Here is a 20,223-nt window from a genome sequence, read left to right as displayed (position 1 = left end):
CTGGAGCCGCAGGCTCTCGATTGAGGGCGGAAGCCCGCCCCCGCGCGAAGCGCCCTCCACGGGCGATGGTGGGCGACGGGCGGGAAGATCTGGAGCCGCAGGCTCTCGATTGAGGGCGGAAGCCCGCCCCCGCGCGAAGCGCCCTAGACGCCCTAGACGCCCACGAGCCGTCTCCTGCTGCCGTCCCAGGTGAAGTGCAGGGTGGCGATCCCGGGCACGTTGGGATCACGCAGACACTCGTAGATGTTGAGGCTCGGCACGCTCGCGAAGCAGCCCCAGACGCGTTCGGAGGTCAGGACGAAGTCGAGGTCGAGTTCCACCAGCAGGCCCAGGAGCCGCCCGTGCGTGGGCTCGTCGACCTTCGCGAAGGCGTCGTCCAGGAGGATGAGCCGGGGCGCCCAGGGAGCACGGGCGGCCAGGGCGTCGAACTGCGCGGCGGCGGCGGCGAAGAGGACGAGGTAGGCCACGACCCGCTGCTCGCCCTGGCTGAGCGCGGTGCGGTGGCCGAGACGGCGCTCGTCGCCGGTTCCGTCGGTGACGTAGACGGTGAAGGTGAACCACGACCGGTAGTCCAGTGCGGCGCGCAGCTGGGCGCCGCCGGTGGCGGTCGGGTCCAGCCTCCGGATCGCCTCGATGCAGCGGCGCAGGGCGTCGCGCAGACGGGTGGTCTGCACGCGCGTGCGCTCCTCGGGCGGGGTGGCCAGGAGCGGGACGACGGCCTCGATGTCCGCCCCGGCGTCGGGGGCGAGCCGCCAGTCCAGCCGCACGCCCAGCCCCGCCGAGGTGGTGACGTCCTTCAGGACGTCGTTCATCGTGTGGATGAGGCCGTGGGCCTCGTCGATCTGGCGGGACAGGTGTCCGGCGAGTTCGCCCAGCAGGTGGCGTTCGAAGGCCTCCTCCTCGGCGATGGCGACGGTCTCGTCGGCACGGGCGACGGCGGCGGCCACCCGGGCGGCGTAGGCGGTGACGTCGTGGGCCCCGTCCTCGTCGTGGACGGTGAGGCGTTTGAGGCCGCGGGGTTCGGTGAGCTCGGTCCGGGTCTGTGCCCAGTCGGCCGAGGTCAGCAACCGGTGCAGCTCCTCACGGCTGCCGAGGATGGCGCTGTCGTCGACCTCGGGGAGGTCGGTCTGGGCGTCGAGCCCCTCCTCCAGTTGGGCGACGAGCTCCTCCAGGAGAGCGAGCCGGACGTCGGGGCCGGAGGCCGGGGCGTCGCCGGCGGCGGTGCGGGCCGCGAGGTAGGCGGCGAGCGGCGCGTCGTCGGCCGCGCAGTCGGCCAGCCCGGCCGCGCCCAGCAGGACCGCGTCGGGTGCCGTCCGGTTGGCGTCCCTCCCGCCCGTCGCGGACGCCTCGGACACCGCGTGGGCCGCCGAGCCCTCCGCGTTCCCTCCGTCGTCCGCGTCCGGTGCGATCCCGGCGCCGCGTGGGTCCTGACCGCCGGCCGGGGCGGTGAGGGACGCGACGAGGACGTCGCCGACGGCCAGGGCACGGCGCACCTGCTCCGCGCGCTCCTGGGTGGCGACGTCGAGCCGGACCTCGGCGCTGACGCGTTCGTCGCGGGCGCGCTGGGCTCCGCGTTCGAGTTCGGGCAGGCGGCGGGCGGCCTCCTCCGCGCGGTCCTTGACCTGTTCGCGCGCGGCGTCGATCTGCTCGTCGGGGACCCCTCGGGCGCGGTCGCCGAGCTCGATCTGGCGGCGGACCGTGATCATGTCGTCGATGGCGGCGGCGCGGGCGTCCTCCGCGAGGACCCGGTCGGCGCGGATCCGCCGCCAGGCGGCGACGTGGCGCTCGTGGTCGGCCAGCTCCCAGGCCAGGACGTCGAGGTCGCGCAGTGCGGAGGCCACCAGGACCCGCAGGTGGTCGAGGGCGCGCAGCGTGCTGTCGAGATCGGCGCGGGCGGTGGGCAGCGGGTGCTGCTCCGCGGGCGTCCGCCGGAGGCCCTCCTCTCCTTGGGACTCCTGGCCGCCGGCGGGCGACGGTGCGGGGGGCCGGGCGGCCTCGTCCCTGAGCCGGGCGCGGACCCGGAGCAGTTCCTCGCGGGCCTCCTCGGCCGTCCTCTGGGCGAGGCCGTGGGCGCGACGGGCGGCGGCGACGTCCGTACGTGCCACGTCCAGGGCGGCCCAGGCCCGGATGAGCGGGGCGGAGTCGGGCAGGTCCCGGGAGACCTCCAGCAGTTCCGAGTACGAGCGCTCGACCGCCCAGCGGCGCTCCCCCGCCTCGGCGAGGAGGGCCTCGGCGATGGCCATCCGCCGGTCGGTGTTGGCGGATCGGCGGTCGCGGGCGCGCTTGCGGGCGACCTCGCCGATGAACTCGGGCTCGCTCTTGTAGTGGGCTCCGGAGGCCACACCGAGGCGCCAGCCACCGGTGAGCGACATGGAGCTGACGGTGGTCACGGAGCTGTCGCGGCGGTGCTTGGCCTCGGTGTCCTCGGCGGAGCCGGGGGTGTCCGAGTGCAGGGCGATGGAGGACAGCAGGGTGCGGACGTTGTCGGCCTGCACGCCGCGGTCGGGGACGGCGACGGGGACGAGGACGTCCAGGAGCGTGCGGCCCTTGGCGGGGCGGGCCGGGGTGACCATGAGGTCACGGGTGCTGGGGTCGTAGAGGGTGCCGTCGGCGCGGACCCACCCGGCCAGCAGGCCGCTGGCCTCCAGTGCGGCCTCCAGACCCGCCTGTTCGCGCGTGGTGAGGCCCTCGGCGAAGTCGACGGCCAGGTGGAGGGGGACGCCGTCGGCCTCGGGGCGCGGGTAGGTGGCCCAGGCGGGCCGGTCGGGCGCGTGGTCGGCGTTCTTGGCACGGCGGTCGGCGAGCTCGGCGAGCTCGTCCGAGAGCTGGCCCTCCTCGTTGACGGCGACGTCGCGGCGGGACCGGAGCTCCTCCAGGAGCGGGTCGACGGCCGCGTGGGCGAGGCGGGCGACGGCCGCCGGGACGTCGGGGTCCAGGACGCGCAGGGAGTCGGTGATGGGCAGTTCGACGCTGCCCTCCAACTCGTGGATGGCGTCACCGAGGGCGTGGGCGTGGCTGGAGTCGCGCAGGCGGGCGGTCCATGCGCGGACGCCGTCCGCGTAGTCGGCGCTGGCGCCGCGCAGGTCCGCGATGGCCTCCTGCTCGCGGGTGTGGGCGTGGTCGAGGGCGGCGTCGGCGCTCTCGGCCTCGCTGGTCAGCGCGACGAGGCGGCGGTCGGTGGCGGCCTCGGCCGTGGTGAGGGCGGTCAGGCGGGCCGCTTGGTCGGCCCGGTCGGCGGCGTGGCCGGCGGCGGTGGTGAGGTGGTCGTGGAGGCGGCCGAGGCGCTCGCGCAGGGCGTCGAGGTCGATGCCCTCGACGGGCTCGCGTTCCACGGCCTGCTCCAGTCCCTGGAGGTCGACCCGGGTGGTGCTCTCGCGCGGGGCGTGGACGGTGGCGGAGGGGTCGGGGACGACGCCGAGGGACTCCGGGGGGATTCCGGCGGCGGTGGCCGCGCGGTCGGCGTCGGCGTGGGTCTGGCGCAGGATCTCCAGGGCGCGCTCGATGGCGGCGGTGTCCTCGGACATCCGGTGGACGGCCTGGTGCTCCGCGCGCTCGGCGTGCTCGGCGGCGGCCCAGGCGGCCTCGGCGGCGCGGATGTAGGCGCCGACGGCGGCGTCGTAGGCGCGGCGCTCGTTGTCGGTGGCGTTGGCGGCCCCGGCCTGGGCGGCGGCGAGGGTCTTCTCGTCGGCCCCGGCGGTGTCGCGGGTGCGGCGGGCCTGGTCGCGCTCCTCGGCGATGTGGCTCTCGGCGGTGATGAGGTCGTCGAGCTCGGAGCGCAGACGGTCGGTCTCGGCGGTGCGGCGGGCACAGGAGTCCAGCTGTTCGCGGACCTCGGCGGCGCGCCCGCGCAGGGCGTGGACGAGGTAGGCGTGGTAGTCGGCGAGGAAGGCGTCGACTCCGGTGCCGGCCTGGGCGAGGGCGGTCTGGTCGGCCCGGGCCAGTTCGAGGTCGGCGATGTTGCGGCCGACCTCGTCGAGGACGGAGTCGTCCATGGGCGGCAGGGCCTCGGAGAGGACGCTGACGAGCTCCCCGGCTTCGAGGCGGTCGCCGATGGTGGGACGGCGCAGCCGGTAGAGCAGGTGGATGAGGTTGCGGTAGCGGACGGAGTCGTCGATACCGAAGAGGCTGTGCATCACCCGGGCGCGGTAGGGCACGGCGCTGGTGAAGCAGTTGTCGGCGCCGACCTCGGCCCGCAGCCGGTCCACGGGCATGGGGCGGCCGTCGGTGACCAGGTGGAGCTCGTGGCCGATCCGGCGTTCGGTGACGAAGAACACGCAGCGGGGGTCGGAGTCCCCGACCGCCATGACGGCGGCGCCCAGGGTCAGGTGCCGCGGCGGCGCGGCGGCGCGGGAGTCCGTGCCGGTGCCGTCGTCGTCCTGGTCGGTGCCCCCGGCCGGGTCCGGATCGGCGGCTCGGGGGTCTGCGGCGCCGCGTGCGGCGCTGGAGGCGGCCAGCAGCGCGGAGGCGGTGCTGGGCCCGTGGGCCGAGCGCGCGGCGGCGTCGAGGCCGCGTTCGCCGCGGTCGGTGGTGAACTCCACCCACAGGTAGCCCAGGCGGGTGACGGGGGCGGACTCCTCACCGGCCCCGGCGCCCCCCTCGTCGGGGGCCGTGCCGGCGGTGTCCTCCTCGGGGCCGCCCAACAGGTCGGGGCCGGTGTCCTCCAGGTCGGGCAGGCGGTGGGCGCGGTGGTCCTCCGCCATGAGCCAGCGCAGGCTGGTGCGGTTGGTGCCCGTGGTGTCCAGACGTCGGACGTCGCCGTCCAACAGGAAGGGGAGCAGCATCTCCAGCGCCTTGGACTTGCCCGCGCCGTTGCGGCCGCGCAGCAGCAGGCGGCCCTCGGCGAAGTCGAGGACGTGGTCGTCGTACTGCCAGACGTTGCGGATGCCCGCGCGTTCGAGCCGGTAGCGGGGGGTGGGGGTGCCTGCGGGGACAGCCGGAACTTCCCCTGGGGCCTCACTGGTCTCCTGGGTCACCACTGGTCGCGCTCACCTTCTCGTTCGCCACCGCTTGCAGCACGGACGTCACCCGGCTCAGGTCACCGCGGGGGTCGGCAGGGGGCTCGGGCGCACCGTGTTCGTCACCGGAACCGCGCGGTTTCGCGGTGAGTGTCCGGCTGTCATCGTCATTGTCCTGGATGCGGGGGATGCGATCGTCCACGTCCGCACCGAATCTGGCGGCCGCGGCGGTGAGCCGCCACTCACCCGGACCGCCCTGGAGCAGCCCGAGACCGGTCAGCAAGCGCAGCACACGTGCGCGGAGCCGTTCGGGGTCGGGGACCTCGGGCCCGGCGGTGCGCGCCCACTCGCCGCGCACCGCGGCGCCGGGGCCGCCGAGCGCGTCCAGTGCGGCGTCCAGGTCGCGGTCGGGGACGCGGACCGAAGTGGCGGGTCGGCCGGGGTGCAGGCGGCCGGACAGATGGCGGACGAGCGCGAGCGCGACCTGGCCGACGGGATCGTCGGAGGGGAAGCGCGTGCCGTCGGAGGCGGCGTCGGGCATGACGAGGGCGACGCCCTCGGCGCGGATCTCGGTGTCGCAGCCCAGGAGGTTGCCCAGGGCGGCGGCGGCCCGCCACTGGTGGGCGGCGAGGCGGTCCCGCTGGCGGTCGGGGAGTTCCTCCCGGTAGACCACGGCGGTCTCGGCCAGGCGGCGGCGCAGGGCGATCTCACCCTGGTGGTCCCTGTCGGGGTCGTGGTCGCCGGCGTCGGCGAGGAAGGAGTCGGCGTCGTCCGAGGCCCGGGGCAGGTGGACGGCGACGGCCCGGGCGGCCTGCGCGTCGGCACGCAGACCCGGGTCGGCGGCGGTGTCGATCTCGTGGTCGCGGACGGTACCGGACACCTCGCCGAGGACGCCCAGGCGCACGAGGAGCGCCAGCGCGGCGCAGAAGGCGCGCCGCTCACCGAGCCCGCGGCCGGGGTCGGCGTCCACGAGGGCCTCGTGGGCGGCGGCCCGGACCCGGGCGGCGAGCGCGCGGACGGTGGTGTCGCCGTCCTGCTCGACGAGGACCGCCAGGACCAGGGCGAGGTAGGTGTGCGTGCGGGGGGTGAACGGGGCCCCGTGCCGGCGGGTGAAGGGCGCGGTGGTCGACGCGGCGGCACCGCGTTTGACCAGGCGGGCGTGGTCGTCGGCGACGGTGAGCCGGTAACCCAGGACGCGTTGGAAGCGCTGGACGAGCCATTCTGCGTGCGCCCTCACGAGGGAGAACTCCGCGGGGTGCGCGCGCCGGGTGAGCAGGGGGTGCGCCATCAGGGCGCGCGCGGCGGCCTGGCGCTCCCCGATGAGCGCGGCGTCCTCGCTGTAGGCGTCCGTCTCGATCACCCCCATGCCGACCGCTCCCCGTCACGGAGGGCGGAGAGGTCGATCGGGCCGGTCGTCTCGGTGTTCGGATCCGGGCCTTGGTCCCGGTCCGGTTCGGCGAGGCTATCGCCGGTCCCGGGGGCCTCGACAGGGCTGTCGGAGGACGCGTCGTCGGACGCGGACCCTGCGCGCCGGTGACGGCGGCCGACAGGGGCCGGCGGCACGTCGTCGTCGCCGCCGGCGTGCGCGGTCGCGGGATCCCCGGGCCCGGGCGCCGGGTCCGGGCCCGGGTCGGCCGACCGCTCTTCGGCCCGGGCGAGGGCGAGTGCTTCGGCGACCGCGCCGGCGAGTTCAGCGAAGCCGCCGGGGTCGGCGGGATCGGACGACGCGTCGGCTTCGGTCGGCTCGGACGACGCGTCAGAGGCAGGCCCGAGGAGGTCGTCGGCGCCGGGCCCGGAGAGAGCCTCGGGTGCGGACCGGTCGGGGCGGCCGGTGAGGGCGTCGGACACCGGCTCCTCGGGACGGTCGGTGGCGGTGTCGGGCCGCGCGGGGCGGTCGGCGGGAAGGGCGGCGGCGGAGCCCGTGGGAACGTCGGCTGCGGGTTCCGCGGGGGCGTCGGGACCGGGCTGCGTGGGACGGGCCGCCTCGGGCCCGGCGGGGGCGTCGGCTCCGGGCTCGGCTGCTCCGGGAGTCCCGGACGTCCCCCGCTCATCGGCCGCCGCGGCGCCCCGCGGCCGCCCCAGGCCGAACGTGGCACCGCCGCCGGGGCCGGCGGACTCGGGCAGGTCCAGTACGTGCTGCTCGTAGGGCGTCACGCACAGGCGCACGCCCTCCAGCGTCAGGTCCCCGCCCTCGCCCTGGACGGTGACCTCGGCCCCCGGCGCCGACACCACGTGCAGGCGCAGGGAGAACTCCAGGTCCCCCGCCGAGGTGGAGCTGCGGGCGGCGTCCCCGGCGCCCAGGGCCGCGGTGAGCAGCTCCATGAGCACCTCCATGCCGGCGCCGGACAGGTCCACGTGGGCGCGGTCCCCGGTGGGTTCGGTGAGCAGCGCGCGGATCTGTGACGCTCCGGCCCTGCGCCAGTGGGCTGAGGACTCGGCGGCGTCCCTCAGTCGCGCCTGCTGGGCGCGGTGGTCGCGCACGGGCGCGGGCGGACGGGTCCCGGGGTGCTCCACGACGGGGCTGCGATCGGGTTCGGCCTGCCACCATCCGGTGGTGGCGGCGACGCTCTCGTCCACGCGGCCCTCCAGATGGAGTGCGGGGTGGAGGGCGTAGGCGGCGCGGGCGAGGTCGTCGGCGCGGTCGGTTCCGGCCTCCTCGAACCAGGACGCCAGGCGCAGCAGAGCGGCGCGCCCGTGCCGGGGCGCCGGGTGGTCGCCCGTGCCCTGTCCGTCGTCCGCGCGATCGTCCGTCCGCTGGTTGAGTCCCACACCTCAGCAGACTAGAGACCTCCCGGCGCCACCACACCCGGATCGGCCCGGTCTGGTCCTTCTGAGCCGGGTGTACCACCCGTTCTGAGCAGGCAATTCATGCTTTTTATGAAGTTTGGAATGAATCCTCTCGGACACGTGGAAACGGAGGCCGCCGACACGTGGCCGGCCTCACTCCTCGACGGGGACCCCGAGGCGTCCGTTGTCGCTGTGCTCCAGCGCCTCACGCGTGTCCGCGGGCATGGCGTCGTCGTACTCGGTGACCGTGTAGGCGGAGAAGTACATGGTGCCGTCCACCTCCACCGGCTCCCCGAGTTCGATCTGGACGTCGTAGGGATCGCGCGAGCAGTCCTCGTCCAGGCACCACGTGCCGGACACCTCGCCCTCCCCCCGGGCAGAGGTGTCGGTCCACTCCTCCCATTCCAGGCCGCGGAACGTGGTGAACTCCGTCGCGACGTAGTCGGTGGGCCGCTGGTCGGCGAAGCCCGCCTCGTCGCCGTACCGGTTGAGGACGAACACCCCCTCCTTCGGTTCGGCGGCGCCCTCGTCGCCGCCCTCCCGGCCCGGGGCCCCGTACCCGGCTCCCGGAGAGTTCTGGTCCGTCCCCGGGGAGTCCTGCCCGGTCGGACCGGGGTCGGCCTCCTCCGCCGCTCCCCTGCCGCAGGCGGCCACGGCCAGCAGCAGCGCGCCGGCCAGGATCATGCTCCTCATTCCACCCTCCTCGGTCGCGCAACGCGCTCTCGGCACACGGCAAGGCCCCCCGGCACACGCCGGGGGGCCTCACAACCGCTCTGTTCCGTCACTGTGGGGCCGAGGGCCCCGTCACACGAGGACTGTGGCTAGTAGTGGTGGCCGTCGTCGCTCATGTTGGTGGTCACCGGACCGTTGATGCAGTCGCCCGTGGTCTGCGGCGACAGGATCGGCACGGTCACACCGACCAGGCCCACGGACAGCTCCGTGTTGCAGAGCTGGACGGGCACGACCTGCAGGTTCTGGTTGAACTGCTGGTCGCCGCCGTGCGAACCGGAGGCGGAGGCCGGAGCGGCCGCCAGCATCGCGCCGAGCGCGATCCCGGCGATGGCGCCCGCGGCGGTGAGCTTGCGCATCATGGCAGGCCCTCCTAGTCGATGTTGGTGCTGACGGGCCCGTTGACGCAGTCGCCCGTGGTCTGCGGCGACAGGATCGGGATGTTCACGCCCGCGAGGAGGCCGACGGCCGCGCTCGTGTTGCAGAGCTGGACGGGCACGACCTGCAGGTTCTGGTTGTACTGCTGGTCGCCGCCGTGCGAACCGGAAGCGGAGGCCGGAGCACCGGCGAGCATCGCGCCCAGGGCGATTCCGGCGATGGCGCCGGCAGTGGTGAGCTTGCGCAGCATGGCAGGAATCTCCTAGTCGATGTTGGTGCTGATGGGGCCGTTGACGCAGTCGCCGGTGGTCTGCGGCGACAGGACCGGGACGTTGACGGCGACCAGGCCGACGGCGGCACTGGTGTTGCAGAGCTGAACGGGAATGCCCTGCAGGTTCTGGTTGTACTGCTGGTCGCCGCCGTGGGAACCGGAGGCGGAGGCCGGGGCGCCCGTGAGGGCGACACTGAGAGCAGCACCAGCGATGAAGCCGGCAACACCGAGCTTACGCAGCATTGAATTACCCTTCGAAAGAATGTGAGATATCTTCTCGGTCGAACTTGTTGCCGGAACCTAGCTGATGTTGGTGCCGACGGGGCCGTTGACGCAGTCGCCCGTGGTCTGGGGCGACAGGATCGGCACGGTGACCGCAACGAGGCCGACGCTGCCGGTCAGGTTGCAGGACTGGATGGGAACGACCTGCAGGTTCTGGTTGAACTGCTGGTCACCACCGTGCGAGGCCTGGGCGGGAGCTCCCATCAGGAGCGCGCCCATCGCGGCACCGGCGACCAGGCCAGCAGCGGCCATCTTCTTGATCATGTTTCCCCCGGAAAGCATTCGCGGCGTTGACAGAAAAAGACGCAGGCGCTTCTTGCACCTGTGTCGCGGTGGACTGGAGCAATCATCTGCCGCTCCCCGCTTTTTGTCAACGCCGAAACTCCGACCGACGCATTGTCCACATTGCCCGGAGAATGCTTTTTGCCGCACCGACGAATATGCTTTTGAGAACCTTTTGGAACGACTCGCACAAGAGGCCGATGTGCACATGGGACACCACGGGACGGTCGAAGCCGGACAGACCGTCCGCCAACACCATCGATCACCCTGAGAGTCAGGGTAGCTACCGTGAGCAACCAGGCCAAACCGCCGCTCCTGCACCCGCAGAGCGACTCGTCCCCACCCTTCGGCGGCGACCGCACGCCGGATCCCGCGTGATCTCCCCGTGTCCCGAACGCATCCGATCCGCGACCATCCGAATCCCCGCCCGCCGCCGGCCCGAGCGGGCACGTCCGGACAGAGCCGGACGGAACCGCCCTGGGCGGCCGACCCCCGCGGCCGCCGCCCGGGACACTCCCGGCCCCGTACACACAAAAGACCCCGGTGGCCAGCGTGTCCGCTGATCACCGGGGTCTCTTCCCAGCGTGGCAGGTCAAGGATTCGAACCTTGGAAGGCTAAGCCGACGGATTTACAGTCCGCTCCCATTGGCCGCTCGGGCAACCTGCCTGGGCTGCGGCGACGTGTTCGTCGCGACGCATGACTGAGAATAGCGGATGATCCGCCCGAACCTGAAATCGTTTGGCCGGGCGCGCGCCCACCTGGGGCTTCGGGCGCCCTGAGCAGCGCACGGCTAAGCTCGGAGACCAACCCGCGCCGGGGTCCGGCGCGGGCCGAGAACCCCTCGGGCGCCCGCGTCGGCGCCCGTGATCCATGAGACACCTAGCGGGATGTGAGCGTACGTGGCCGCCGAATCCAGTTTCGACGTCGTGTCCAAACTCGATCGACAGGAGGTCGACAACGCCCTGAACCAGGCGGGCAAGGAGCTGGCCCAGCGGTTCGACTTCAAGGGCACCGGGACCACCATCGCCTGGCAGGGCGAGGACGGCATCGAGATCAAGAGCTCCTCCGAGGAGCGGGCCGCCGCGGCCCTGGAGGTCTTCAAGGAGAAGCTGATCAAGCGCAAGATCTCCCTGAAGGTCCTGGACGCCGCCGACGAGCCCAAGCCCTCCGGCAAGGAGTACCGCCTCCCCGTCGGCCTCAAGGAGGGCATCACCTCCGAGGACGCCAAGAAGATCTCCAAGCTCGTCCGCGACGAGGGCCCCAAGGGCGTCAAGGCCCAGATCCAGGGCGACGAGCTGCGGGTGAGCTCCAAGAAGAAGGACGACCTCCAGGCCGTCATGAACCTCATCAAGGAGAAGGACTTCGACCTGGCGCTGCAGTTCGTCAACTACCGGTAGCCCCGCACACCGGCCCCTGAACGACGGAGGCGGCCGCCCCTCCCGGTGGGGGTCGGCCGCCTCCGTCGTGTCCCTGCGGCCCTCAGGCGCCGCTCAGAGCCCTCGGGCGCCCCGCCCGGGGCCCAGGGCGCGCCCTGACCGCCCCTAGCGCCCCATGTCCCACTTGTGCCGCAGATCCCGCAGCCGGCGGATGCGCTCGGCCACCGGCGGGTGCGCGGCGAACAGGCGGCCCACGCCGTCGGGGAACGGGTTGGTCGTCATCAGGTGCGCCGAGGCCAGCAGCGACCGCTCCATCGGCAGCGGGTGCGAGCGCGCGCCCTCCTCCAGCTTGCGCAGCGCGGAGGCCAGCGCCAACGGGTCCCCCGTCAGCTCGGCCGCCCGCTCGTCGGCCCTGAACTCGCGCCGGCGGCCCACCCCGCAGTAGACCACCGCCGCCGCGAACGGGGCCAGCAGGACCACCATCAGACCGCCCAGCAGGTTGGGCATGTCGGTCTCCTCGGACTCCCCCAGCGGCAGCAGGAAGGTGATCGCGCTCAACGCGGTGATGAGCGCGGTCAGTGTCGCCGCCACCGCACTGATCAGGGTGTCGTGGGACCGGATGTGCGCCAGCTCGTGCGCCAGCACGCCGCGCAGCTCCTCGCGGTCCAGCGTCCGCAGCAGCCCCGTCGTGCAGCACAGGGAGGCGCGGCGCGGGCTGATGCCCGTCGCGAAGGCGTTCGGTGAGCGGACCGGCGACAGGTACAGGCGCGGCATCGGCTGTCGGGCGGCCGTGGCCAGCTCCCGGACGAGTCCGTACAGCTCCGGCTGCTCGATCTCGCTGATCAGCCGGGCGCGCATGGCGCGCAGGGCCAGCGACTCGCCGAACAGGTAGACCAGGATCCCCGCGCACCCCACCAGGGCCAGCGAGATCTGGGCGCCCTTGTTCGAGCCGCAGACCCAGCCGACCGCGACGACGAACACCGCGGCGCTGACGAACAGGCCGACCGCGCGGGCCGCACTGACGTGCACGCCGTCACCTCCAGGGTCTCGTCGCCGATGCGTACATGGTGACAAACGTGCGGATCCGCGTCGTGCGTTCCCCAACGGGCCGGCTGTCCGCCACCACCCGCACGCACCCCAACAGCCCCAGCCGTCGCGAACGGGTGTGACAATGGCCACCCGACTCGCGCGACCCGTGGACGGACGACCTATAGTGCCAACGTGGCCCTTATCACTACGCGCACCAGGCTGGCGGGACCCTCCCTCTCCCAGGTGGGCGGTTGGCCGTGTCGTTGAAGCGAGGCCCCCGGCCCTCCTGGGCGAGGACTCCTCATCGACCCGGCCGCACGCGGCGGAGCCGCACCGCGCGACACCGGGTTGGCGCACCCGGTGCGGGCGAGGGGCCACGAACGCTGTCCTGACGTTCCGACCGGACTCCCGTTTCCGACGGCGGGATCCCCGGGACGGACACCCGAGCGCCGCCGCCCGACACGACCGGCGGCTCACCAAGGAGGTCGTCGATCTCAGTGGCCAAACAGATCGAACAGCTCGACCGCGTCATCATTCGCTTCGCCGGGGACTCCGGCGACGGCATGCAGTTGACCGGTGATCGATTCACGCAGGAGACCGCGTCGTTCGGCAACGACCTGTCGACCCTGCCGAACTTCCCCGCGGAGATCCGCGCCCCCGCCGGAACCCTTCCCGGGGTCTCCAGCTTCCAGGTCCACTTCGCCGACCACGACATCATGACGCCGGGCGACGCCCCGGACGTGCTGGTGGCGATGAACCCCGCGGCCCTGAAGGCCAACCTCGCCGACGTACCGCGGGGCGCGACGGTCATCGTCAACACCGACGAGTTCACCCGGCGCAGCCTGGCCAAGGTCGGGTACGAGTCCGACCCGGTCACGGACGGGTCGCTGGACGCCTTCCACGTCAGCGCCGTCCCGCTCACCTCCATGACCGTGGAGGCGCTGGCGGGCACGGACCTGTCCAAGAAGGACGCCCAGCGCGCCAAGAACATGTTCGCCCTGGGCCTGCTGTCGTGGATGTACAACCGGCCCACCGAGGGGACGACCTCGTTCCTCAAGCAGAAGTTCGCCGGCAAGCCGGACATCCTCGCCGCCAACCTCACCGCGTTCCAGGCGGGATGGAACTTCGGCGAGACCACCGAGGACTTCGCGGTCTCCTACGAGATCAAGCCCGCCCGGCTGCCCGCGGGGACCTACCGCAACATCACCGGCAACCTGGCCACCGCCTACGGACTGATCGCGGGGTCCCAGCGCTCCGGGCTGCCGCTCTTCCTGGGCTCGTATCCGATCACCCCCGCTTCGGACATCCTGCACGAGCTGTCCCGGCACAAGCGGTTCGGCGTGCGCACGTTCCAGGCTGAGGACGAGATCGCCGGGGTGGGGGCCGCCCTGGGCGCCGCGTTCGGCGGGTCCCTCGGCGTCACCACCACCTCCGGCCCCGGCATGGTCCTCAAGCAGGAGACCGTCGGCCTGGCGGTGATGACCGAGCTGCCGCTGGTGATCATCGACGTGCAGCGGGCCGGGCCCAGCACCGGCATGCCGACCAAGACCGAGCAGACCGACCTGCTGCTGGCGCTGTACGGCCGCAACGGGGAGTCCCCCCTGCCCGTGCTGGCGCCGTCCTCACCCGCCGACTGCTTCGACACCGCGTTGGAGGCCACCCGGCTCGCGGTCACCTACCGCACGCCCGTCGTGGTGCTCTCGGACGGCTACCTCGCCAACGGGTCGGAGCCCTGGCGGCTACCGGAGGTCGCCGACCTGCCGGTGATCGACCCGGGCTTCGCCACGCGCGCGAACGGGCCCGACGGAGCCTTCCTGCCCTACGCCCGCGACGAGAGTACCCTGGCCCGGCCATGGGCGGTCCCCGGCACGGCGGGACTGGAGCACCGGATCGGCGGGATCGAGAAGCACGCCGAGACCGGCGACATCTCCTACACGCCCGCCAACCACGACCTCATGGTCCGCACCCGCCAGGCCAAGATCGACGCGATCGCCCGGGACCTGCCGCCGCTGGAGGTCGACGACCCCAGCGACGACGCCCGGGTGCTCGTCCTTGGCTGGGGCGGCACGTACGGGTCGATCACCGCGGGCGTGCGCCGGGTCCGCCGCGCCGGCGGCCGGGTCGCCCAGGCCCACCTGCGGCACCTGAACCCCTTCCCGGCCGACCTCGGCGACGTGCTGCGCCGCTACGAGCGGGTGGTCGTGCCGGAGATCAACCTGGGCCAGCTCGCCCTGCTGCTGCGCGGCAGGTACCTGGTCGACGTCATCGGTTACAACAAGGTCCGCGGCCTGCCGTTCAAGGCCGAGGAACTGGCGGACGTGCTGCAGGAGGTCATCGACCGTGACGAGTGACAACGGCCACGGGTTCGCCGGGCTCGGCCTCGTACCCAAGACCGACACCGCGTACAAGATGAAGGACTTCAAGTCCGACCAGGAGGTGCGGTGGTGCCCCGGGTGCGGGGACTACGCCATCCTGGCCGCCTTCCAGTCCTTCCTGCCCGAGCTGGGTGTTCCACGCGAGAACATCGTGATGGTGTCCGGAATCGGCTGCTCCTCCCGGTTCCCGTACTACCTGAGCACCTACGGGATCCACTCGATCCACGGGCGCGCCCCGGCGATCGCGACGGGGCTGGCGACGAGCCGCCCCGACCTGTCGGTGTGGGTAGTGACCGGCGACGGGGACGGGCTGTCCATCGGCGGCAACCACCTCATCCACGCGCTGCGCCGCAACGTCAACATCAACGTCCTGCTGTTCAACAACCGCATCTACGGGCTCACCAAGGGGCAGTACTCGCCCACCTCCGAGCCGGGCAAGATCACCAAGTCCTCACCGGTGGGGTCGCTGGACCACCCCTTCAACCCGGTGTCGCTGGCGCTGGGCGCGGAGGCGGGGTTCGTGGCGCGCACGGTCGACTCCGACCGCAAGCACCTGACGTCGGTGCTGCGCGCGGCGGCCGACCACCCGGGCGCCTCGTTCGTGGAGATCTACCAGAACTGCCCGATCTTCAACGACGACGCCTTCGAGCCGTTGAAGGACCCCTCGGCGCGCGACGCCCGTCTGCTGCGGATGGAGCACGGCGAGCCGTTGCGGCTCGGACCGGACCGCGGCGTGGTCTCCGGGGAGTTCGGCGGCCTGTCGGTCGTGGACGTGGACTCGGTGGGCGAGGACCGGCTCATCAGGCACGACGCGCACCGGGAGGACCCGGGGTACGCGTTCGCGCTGTCCCGGCTGGACTACCCGGCGTTCGAGCACGTGCCGATCGGGGTGTTCCGCGACGTGCGGCGCCCCGTCTACGACGACCTGATGAACGAGCAGATCGCCGACGCCCGCGCCGAGCGGGGCGACGGCGAGCTGGCGGCCCTGCTCGCCAGCGGCGACACCTGGACCGTCGACTAGGGCGGTTCCGTGGATGCCGCCCGTCGCGAGCGGCGTTCCGGTGTGGCTGTCGACTGATGAGAACGCGGCGGGAGTCGTGCCGGGGCGCCGCGCAGCAGGGTGAGTATCCGCGGAACATGCCCTGGGGCGTGTTCGGCGGACGTGGGGCGTCGTGGCCGAGGCCACGGCGCCCGCGCCGCGTCCCGGTCCGCGTGAGGAGAAGGACTACCCTTCCCCCATGCGTATCGTCATCGCCGGGGGACACGGGAAGATCGCACTGCGGCTGGCCAGGAAGCTGGCCGACCGCGGGGACCGGCCCGTCGCCCTCATCCGCAATCCCGACCACACCCAGGACGTCGTCGACGCCGGCGCGGAGCCGGTCGTCATCGACCTGGAGCAGGCCACGGTCACCGAGCTGACCGAGAAGATCATGAACGCCGACGCCGTGGTGTTCGCTGCGGGCGCCGGTCCGGGCAGCGGCGCGGACCGCAAGTCGACCGTCGACCACAAGGCGTCGGTGCTGACCGCCGACGCCGCCTCCCTGGCGGGTGTGCGCCGCCTGGTCCAGATCTCCGCGATCAACGTGGACCGGCCCGTGCCCGAGGGCACCGACGAGGTCTGGGCCGCCTACGTGGAGGCCAAGCGGCTGGCCGACGCCGACCTGCGCGAGCGCTCCCTGGAACTGGACTGGACGATCCTTCGCCCGGGCCGTCTGACGGACGAGCCCGGCACCGGGAAGGTGGCCCTGGGCGAGGAGGTCGAGCGGGCCTCGGTCACGCGGGACGACGTCGCGTCGGTCATCGTCGCGCTCCTGGACGAACCGGGGACGGTCGGCCGGGTTCTCAACCTGGTGAACGGAGACGATCCCGTCGCCGAGGCGGTCCGCGCCGCCGCCTCCTGAGGCCCCTTCCGGCCGTTTGAGGCGTTCTGTGGCCAGAAGCGCGCATAGGAGGCATGATGGGGCGGAGCCCGGCGGAGTCCCGCCACGGTGGACGCGGATGACCGGGTCGTCAACCCGACGGGTACAGCACGCTCTGGCCAGAGCAGATGGGTACGGTTATTCATGAGCGTCACGCAGGTCGTGAGGGACAGCACGGTCGTCGAGCACGCCAAGGTCGCGGCTCAGCAGAAGCGGCGGATGTTCATCATCCAGCTCGAGGTCAACGCCTACGACGAGACGTCCAGCAAGCTGCGCCCCGGGCTGACGCGCATCCTGGAGGGTATCGAGGAGGCGGGCTGGCGCCTGGACCTCATCACTCCGAGTGAGGCCGGTGACTCCAAGCCCGCCCGACTGTTCATCTTCCGCCCGGACACCTCGGGCAAGGAGGAGGCGGCCCGGGCCGCGGCCCAGCAGCAGCCCGCTCCGGTCCAGGACCCGTCCGGTCAGCAGCAGCCCTACCCGCAGCACCCGACCGGCGCCCACCAGCAGGACCCGTACGGCGGCTACGGCCAGCAGCAGCCCGGCTACGGGCACCAGCCCGGCTACGACCAGCAGCAGCACCCGGGGTACGACCAGCAGCAGTACCCCGGCTACGGGCAGCAGCACCCGGGCTATGGCCAGCAGCCCGGCTACGGGCAGCAGTACCCGGGATACGGGCAGCAGCAGGGCTGGTAGCCCGCCACCTTCGGACAGGGCCCGCACGGCACACGCCGTGCGGGCCCTTTTTGTCGTACTCCGGGACCGGGAGTCGGTTTCCGATGTGTTCGTGAAGCATGGGCACCCGCCACTCTTTCGGTTCAGTAACACGGTGGCGACGCGGGACCCCGTCTTGTCCCCCATGTCGGTTATGACGCGAGGAACTGGCGACTCGCCTCAGGATCGCCTCGCGAAAGTACCCGTAGCATCGCTCTGACTACGCTAAGTTATTTCCGGCGGGGGCAGTCGCCCCGTTCCGTACCTTCCGAAAGGTGGACCTCATGTCCCGTATCGCCAAGGCTTCCGGCTTCGTCCTGGCCACCGGTCTCGCGTTCGCTGCCCTCACCGGCACCGCGGCGGCCGACAACAACGCCCACATCCAGAACATCACGGTCCCCATCTGCGTGGACGTCCTGCAGGCGGCCGGCATCAGCGCCGACGGCTGCAACGTCGTGTCCAAGACGTCGACCTCGGGCATCTCCGTCAACTAGCCGCGTCCCGACACGCTGCGGGACCCCCGGCCCTGACAGATCCACGCTGTACACCACGAACCGAAAAGGAACACCATGAAGCGCATCGCCACCGTCTCCGGTCTCTTCCTGGCCACCGGCCTCGCCGTCGGCGCCCTGGCCGGCCCGGCCGCGGCCGACAACAACGCCCACATCCAGAACATCACGGTCCCCATCTGCGCGGACGTGCTGACGTTCTCCTTCGTCAACGTGGACGGCTGCAACGTCGTGTCCAAGACGACGACCTCGGGCATCTCCGTCAACGACTAGTCGGACGGACCCCACCCCGGTGGACGCGGGGCGCGGCACCTGCCGCGCCCCGTACGTGTGTCCGGGCCCCGTCGGGAACGACGTCCCACTCCTCGAAAGGCACCTCCGTCCACCGGGCGTGGAGCACCGACGAAATCGCCGAGCAGACCCCTCCTCCGGTGAACGCGGGCGTGTCACACCCCGACCGGTGTGATACGTCTTCTCTGTCATGACGACCGATGTCTTCGTTGAGCACCGCTCCGCCCTCACCGGGGTCGCCTACCGCGTCCTCGGCACCGCTTCCGACGCCGAGGACGTCGTGCAGGAGGCCTGGCTGCGCTGGTCCAAGGTCGACCACGCCACGGTCGACGACCCCCGCGCCTACCTCGTCACGGTGGTGTCCCGGATCGCCGTCGACCGGCTGCGCTCCGCGCGCGCACGTCGCGAGTCCTACGTCGGTGAATGGCTCCCCGAGCCCGTCAGTACGGCCCCCGACGGCTCCGAGCGGGCCGAGATCGCCGACTCCGTCGAGTTCGCCCTCCTGGTGGTCCTGGAGACGCTCAGCCCGCTGGAGCGCGCGGTGTTCGTGCTGCGCGAGGCCTTCCAGTTCCCCTACGCGGAGATCGCCGAGATCATCGGCCGGGAGGAGGCCGCGACCCGCCAGCTCGCCCGACGGGCCCGCGCGCACGTCGAGGAGCGCCGCCCCCGGTTCGAGGCCGACCGGAGCGCCCGGCGCCGGATGACCGAACGCTTCCTCGCCGCCTGTCTGGAGGGCGACCTGGACGGGATCACCGGTCTGCTCGCCGAGGACGTGACCCTCATCGGCGACGGCGGCGGACGGGCCAAGGCCCCGCTGCGGGCCCTGCACGGCATGTCCAAGGTCGGCAGGTTCCTGGCGTCGATCACCACGGAGCCCAACACCCGGCGGTTCCTCGACTCGGTCGGGCTCGACTCGATGGACGGCCTGTGGACCGGGATCGTGGAACTCAACGGCGGCCCCGCCGCGGTCATCGCGGTCGGGGACCACGTACTGATGGTCACCATCCTGGAGGTCGTCGACGACCGCGTCCACGACGTGTACATGGTCGCCAATCCCGAGAAGATGTCACGCGTACGCCTGCCCCGGTCGTCCTAGGGGTATGGATCTCACCGTTGTGGGCGGTGGCCTCGCCGGACTGACCGCGGCCATCGCCAGCGCCGAGAAGGGCGCGCACGTCACACTCCTCGAAGCCCATCCGACCCTGGGCGGCCGGGCGCGGTCCACCCCGGCGCCCTACGTCGCCAACGAGGGGCCGCACGTCCTGTACAGCGACAGCGCCCCCTTCGCCTGGCTGGCGGAGCGCGGCCTGCTGCCCCCGCTGCGCCGTATCCCGCCACGGGCCCTGGTGGGATCGCGCTTCCGGTACCGCGGCCGGTTGGGCGCCCCGCCCGCCGGACTGCTGTGGGCCGCGGCCCACCGGGGGCTGCGCGCCCCGCACGACGTGGACTTCACCACGTGGGCCGCCGGCCGGTTCGGCCCGGACACCGCCGCGGCGGCCGCCCACATGATGGGCGTGGTCGTGTTCGACCACGACCCGGGGCGGTTGTCGGCGTCGTTCGTCTGGGACCGGTTCCTGCGTGTGGCCTCGCCCCGCCTGCCCTCGCCGCGGTACCCGGTGGGCGGTTGGTCGGCCCTGGTGGAGCACATGGCCGCGCGCGCCCGCGCGAGGGGCGTGCGGATCGAGACGGGCACCCGGGTGGACCGCCTGCCCGACACTCCCGTGATCGTGGCCACCTCGCTGGCCGCGGCCCGCACCCTGCTCGGCGACGACTCGCTCACCTGGGAGAGCGGCCACTCACTCCTGGTCGACGTGGGCCTGCGCCAGGGCCGGGACCCGTTCCTGGTCCTGGACGCCGACCAGTGCGGGTTCCTGGAGCGCCAGTCGCTGGTGGACCCGACCCTGGCCCCGTCCGGGGAGTCGGTGGTCCAGGCACAGATGCCGGTGCGGCCCGGTGAGTCGAGGGCCGCGGTGACGGAACGGCTGGAGGAGCTGTTCGACGACGCTCTGCCGGAGTGGCGGGAGCGGCTGACCTGGCGCCGCGACCAGGTGGCCCGGGACCGCACGGGCGCGATCGACCTTCCGGGGAGCACGTGGCGGGACCGTCCGGCGGTCGACCGGGGCGACGGGGTGTACCTGGCCGGGGACTGCGTGGCCGCGCCGGGCCTGCTGTCCGAGGTGTCGGTCACCAGTGCGGTCGCCGCCGCCGGCGCGGCGCTGAGCCGCGGACGGACCGCCGTGCGCTGAGCCGGTGCCTCGGATGCCCCGTCCGCCGTCGCCGGTGCCGGCGGCGGCGACGACGGCGACGGCCGTCGGCGGTCCCCGT

General features: G+C 72.7%; 18 protein-coding genes and 1 tRNA gene. 9 read left to right on the top strand and 10 right to left on the bottom strand.

Features of this window, described 5'->3' with window-relative positions:
• Positions 1 to 152 precede the first annotated feature (152 nt).
• The 9 genes from M1P99_RS15265 to M1P99_RS15225 all read right to left on the bottom strand — a co-directional run bounded on the left by M1P99_RS15265 (position 153) and on the right by M1P99_RS15225 (position 10,351).
• Entirely contained in the window at positions 153 to 4,976 is a 4,824-nt protein-coding gene (locus tag M1P99_RS15265) for an SbcC/MukB-like Walker B domain-containing protein (RefSeq protein ID WP_304453314.1), read from the bottom strand.
• A complete protein-coding gene (locus M1P99_RS15260) occupies positions 4,954 to 6,321 on the bottom strand; it encodes a TIGR02678 family protein (protein ID WP_304453313.1) in 1,368 nt (455 codons plus the stop codon). The genes M1P99_RS15265 and M1P99_RS15260 overlap by 23 nt, the downstream gene beginning before the upstream one ends.
• A complete protein-coding gene (locus tag M1P99_RS15255; protein WP_304453312.1) occupies positions 6,312 to 7,724 on the bottom strand; it encodes a DUF2397 family protein in 1,413 nt (470 codons plus the stop codon). Before M1P99_RS15255 ends, M1P99_RS15260 begins: the two co-directional genes overlap by 10 nt.
• A 171-nt stretch (positions 7,725 to 7,895) precedes the next feature.
• Positions 7,896 to 8,435: a hypothetical protein gene (locus M1P99_RS15250; protein WP_304453311.1), complete on the bottom strand. Its 540-nt coding sequence runs from the start codon at positions 8,433 to 8,435 to the stop codon at positions 7,896 to 7,898.
• Positions 8,436 to 8,563: 128 nt separating this feature from the next.
• Positions 8,564 to 8,833: a hypothetical protein gene (locus M1P99_RS15245; protein WP_304453310.1), complete on the bottom strand. Its 270-nt coding sequence runs from the start codon at positions 8,831 to 8,833 to the stop codon at positions 8,564 to 8,566.
• Between the two features lie 11 nt (positions 8,834 to 8,844).
• The gene (locus tag M1P99_RS15240; protein WP_304453309.1) at positions 8,845 to 9,099 is read right to left on the bottom strand and encodes a hypothetical protein; all 255 of its coding nucleotides are present in this window, start codon (positions 9,097 to 9,099) and stop codon (positions 8,845 to 8,847) included.
• A 12-nt stretch (positions 9,100 to 9,111) separates the two neighbouring features.
• Positions 9,112 to 9,363 (bottom strand): hypothetical protein, encoded by a 252-nt coding sequence (locus M1P99_RS15235; protein WP_304453308.1) that lies wholly within the window; start codon positions 9,361 to 9,363, stop codon positions 9,112 to 9,114.
• A 57-nt stretch (positions 9,364 to 9,420) separates the two neighbouring features.
• A complete protein-coding gene (locus tag M1P99_RS15230; RefSeq protein WP_179823114.1) occupies positions 9,421 to 9,666 on the bottom strand; it encodes a hypothetical protein in 246 nt (81 codons plus the stop codon).
• A gap of 603 nt (positions 9,667 to 10,269) precedes the next feature.
• Positions 10,270 to 10,351 (bottom strand) — tRNA-Tyr (locus M1P99_RS15225).
• 233 nt (positions 10,352 to 10,584) lie between these two features.
• Here M1P99_RS15225 and M1P99_RS15220 point away from each other — a divergent pair.
• Positions 10,585 to 11,082, top strand: coding sequence for a YajQ family cyclic di-GMP-binding protein (locus tag M1P99_RS15220; protein ID WP_053618554.1), 498 nt, complete (start codon positions 10,585 to 10,587; stop codon positions 11,080 to 11,082).
• Between the two features lie 144 nt (positions 11,083 to 11,226).
• Here the strand turns inward: M1P99_RS15220 and M1P99_RS15215 are convergent, their stop codons facing one another.
• Positions 11,227 to 12,090 (bottom strand): M48 family metalloprotease, encoded by an 864-nt coding sequence (locus M1P99_RS15215; protein WP_304453307.1) that lies wholly within the window; start codon positions 12,088 to 12,090, stop codon positions 11,227 to 11,229.
• 497 nt (positions 12,091 to 12,587) lie between these two features.
• On the opposite strand from M1P99_RS15215, the gene M1P99_RS15210 reads away from it, so the two are divergent.
• The 8 genes from M1P99_RS15210 to M1P99_RS15175 all read left to right on the top strand — a co-directional run bounded on the left by M1P99_RS15210 (position 12,588) and on the right by M1P99_RS15175 (position 20,144).
• Positions 12,588 to 14,441 carry a 2-oxoacid:acceptor oxidoreductase subunit alpha gene (locus M1P99_RS15210; protein WP_304453306.1) on the top strand — a complete coding sequence of 618 codons (1,854 nt, stop codon included), beginning with the start codon at positions 12,588 to 12,590 and terminating at the stop codon, positions 14,439 to 14,441.
• Between the two features lie 58 nt (positions 14,442 to 14,499).
• Complete coding sequence (locus M1P99_RS15205) at positions 14,500 to 15,486, top strand: 2-oxoacid:ferredoxin oxidoreductase subunit beta (protein ID WP_304455702.1); 987 nt, start codon at positions 14,500 to 14,502, stop codon at positions 15,484 to 15,486.
• A gap of 217 nt (positions 15,487 to 15,703) precedes the next feature.
• Positions 15,704 to 16,366 (top strand): SDR family oxidoreductase, encoded by a 663-nt coding sequence (locus tag M1P99_RS15200; RefSeq protein WP_304453305.1) that lies wholly within the window; start codon positions 15,704 to 15,706, stop codon positions 16,364 to 16,366.
• A gap of 162 nt (positions 16,367 to 16,528) precedes the next feature.
• Complete coding sequence (locus tag M1P99_RS15195; RefSeq protein ID WP_304453304.1) at positions 16,529 to 17,080, top strand: hypothetical protein; 552 nt, start codon at positions 16,529 to 16,531, stop codon at positions 17,078 to 17,080.
• A 302-nt stretch (positions 17,081 to 17,382) separates the two neighbouring features.
• Positions 17,383 to 17,592, top strand: coding sequence for a hypothetical protein (locus M1P99_RS15190; protein WP_304453303.1), 210 nt, complete (start codon positions 17,383 to 17,385; stop codon positions 17,590 to 17,592).
• A gap of 75 nt (positions 17,593 to 17,667) precedes the next feature.
• Positions 17,668 to 17,880, top strand: coding sequence for a hypothetical protein (locus M1P99_RS15185; protein ID WP_304453302.1), 213 nt, complete (start codon positions 17,668 to 17,670; stop codon positions 17,878 to 17,880).
• A 208-nt stretch (positions 17,881 to 18,088) separates the two neighbouring features.
• Positions 18,089 to 18,994 carry an RNA polymerase sigma factor SigJ gene (gene sigJ / locus M1P99_RS15180; protein WP_304453301.1) on the top strand — a complete coding sequence of 302 codons (906 nt, stop codon included), beginning with the start codon at positions 18,089 to 18,091 and terminating at the stop codon, positions 18,992 to 18,994.
• A gap of 4 nt (positions 18,995 to 18,998) precedes the next feature.
• Entirely contained in the window at positions 18,999 to 20,144 is a 1,146-nt protein-coding gene (locus M1P99_RS15175; RefSeq protein WP_304453300.1) for an FAD-dependent oxidoreductase, read from the top strand.
• The last annotated feature ends 79 nt before the right edge of the window (positions 20,145 to 20,223 follow it).

The sequence above is a fragment of the Nocardiopsis sp. YSL2 genome (assembly GCF_030555055.1).
Lineage (GTDB): Bacteria > Actinomycetota > Actinomycetes > Streptosporangiales > Streptosporangiaceae > Nocardiopsis.
This window is presented reverse-complemented; position numbering and strand designations above follow the sequence as displayed.

Bases quoted from the DNA above. Each gene is read 5' to 3' on its own strand.
- M1P99_RS15260 (WP_304453313.1), bottom strand. From the start codon at position 6,321: ATGGGGGTGATCGAGACGGACGCCTACAGCGAGGACGCCGCGCTCATC.
- M1P99_RS15250 (WP_304453311.1), bottom strand. From the start codon at position 8,435: ATGAGGAGCATGATCCTGGCCGGCGCGCTGCTGCTGGCCGTGGCCGCC.
- M1P99_RS15245 (WP_304453310.1), bottom strand. From the start codon at position 8,833: ATGATGCGCAAGCTCACCGCCGCGGGCGCCATCGCCGGGATCGCGCTC.
- M1P99_RS15240 (WP_304453309.1), bottom strand. From the start codon at position 9,099: ATGCTGCGCAAGCTCACCACTGCCGGCGCCATCGCCGGAATCGCCCTG.
- M1P99_RS15235 (WP_304453308.1), bottom strand. From the start codon at position 9,363: ATGCTGCGTAAGCTCGGTGTTGCCGGCTTCATCGCTGGTGCTGCTCTC.
- M1P99_RS15230 (WP_179823114.1), bottom strand. From the start codon at position 9,666: ATGATCAAGAAGATGGCCGCTGCTGGCCTGGTCGCCGGTGCCGCGATG.
- M1P99_RS15205 (WP_304455702.1), top strand. From the start codon at position 14,500: ATGAAGGACTTCAAGTCCGACCAGGAGGTGCGGTGGTGCCCCGGGTGC.
- M1P99_RS15200 (WP_304453305.1), top strand. From the start codon at position 15,704: ATGCGTATCGTCATCGCCGGGGGACACGGGAAGATCGCACTGCGGCTG.
- M1P99_RS15195 (WP_304453304.1), top strand. From the start codon at position 16,529: ATGAGCGTCACGCAGGTCGTGAGGGACAGCACGGTCGTCGAGCACGCC.
- M1P99_RS15190 (WP_304453303.1), top strand. From the start codon at position 17,383: ATGTCCCGTATCGCCAAGGCTTCCGGCTTCGTCCTGGCCACCGGTCTC.
- M1P99_RS15185 (WP_304453302.1), top strand. From the start codon at position 17,668: ATGAAGCGCATCGCCACCGTCTCCGGTCTCTTCCTGGCCACCGGCCTC.
- sigJ (WP_304453301.1), top strand. From the start codon at position 18,089: ATGACGACCGATGTCTTCGTTGAGCACCGCTCCGCCCTCACCGGGGTC.
- M1P99_RS15175 (WP_304453300.1), top strand. From the start codon at position 18,999: ATGGATCTCACCGTTGTGGGCGGTGGCCTCGCCGGACTGACCGCGGCC.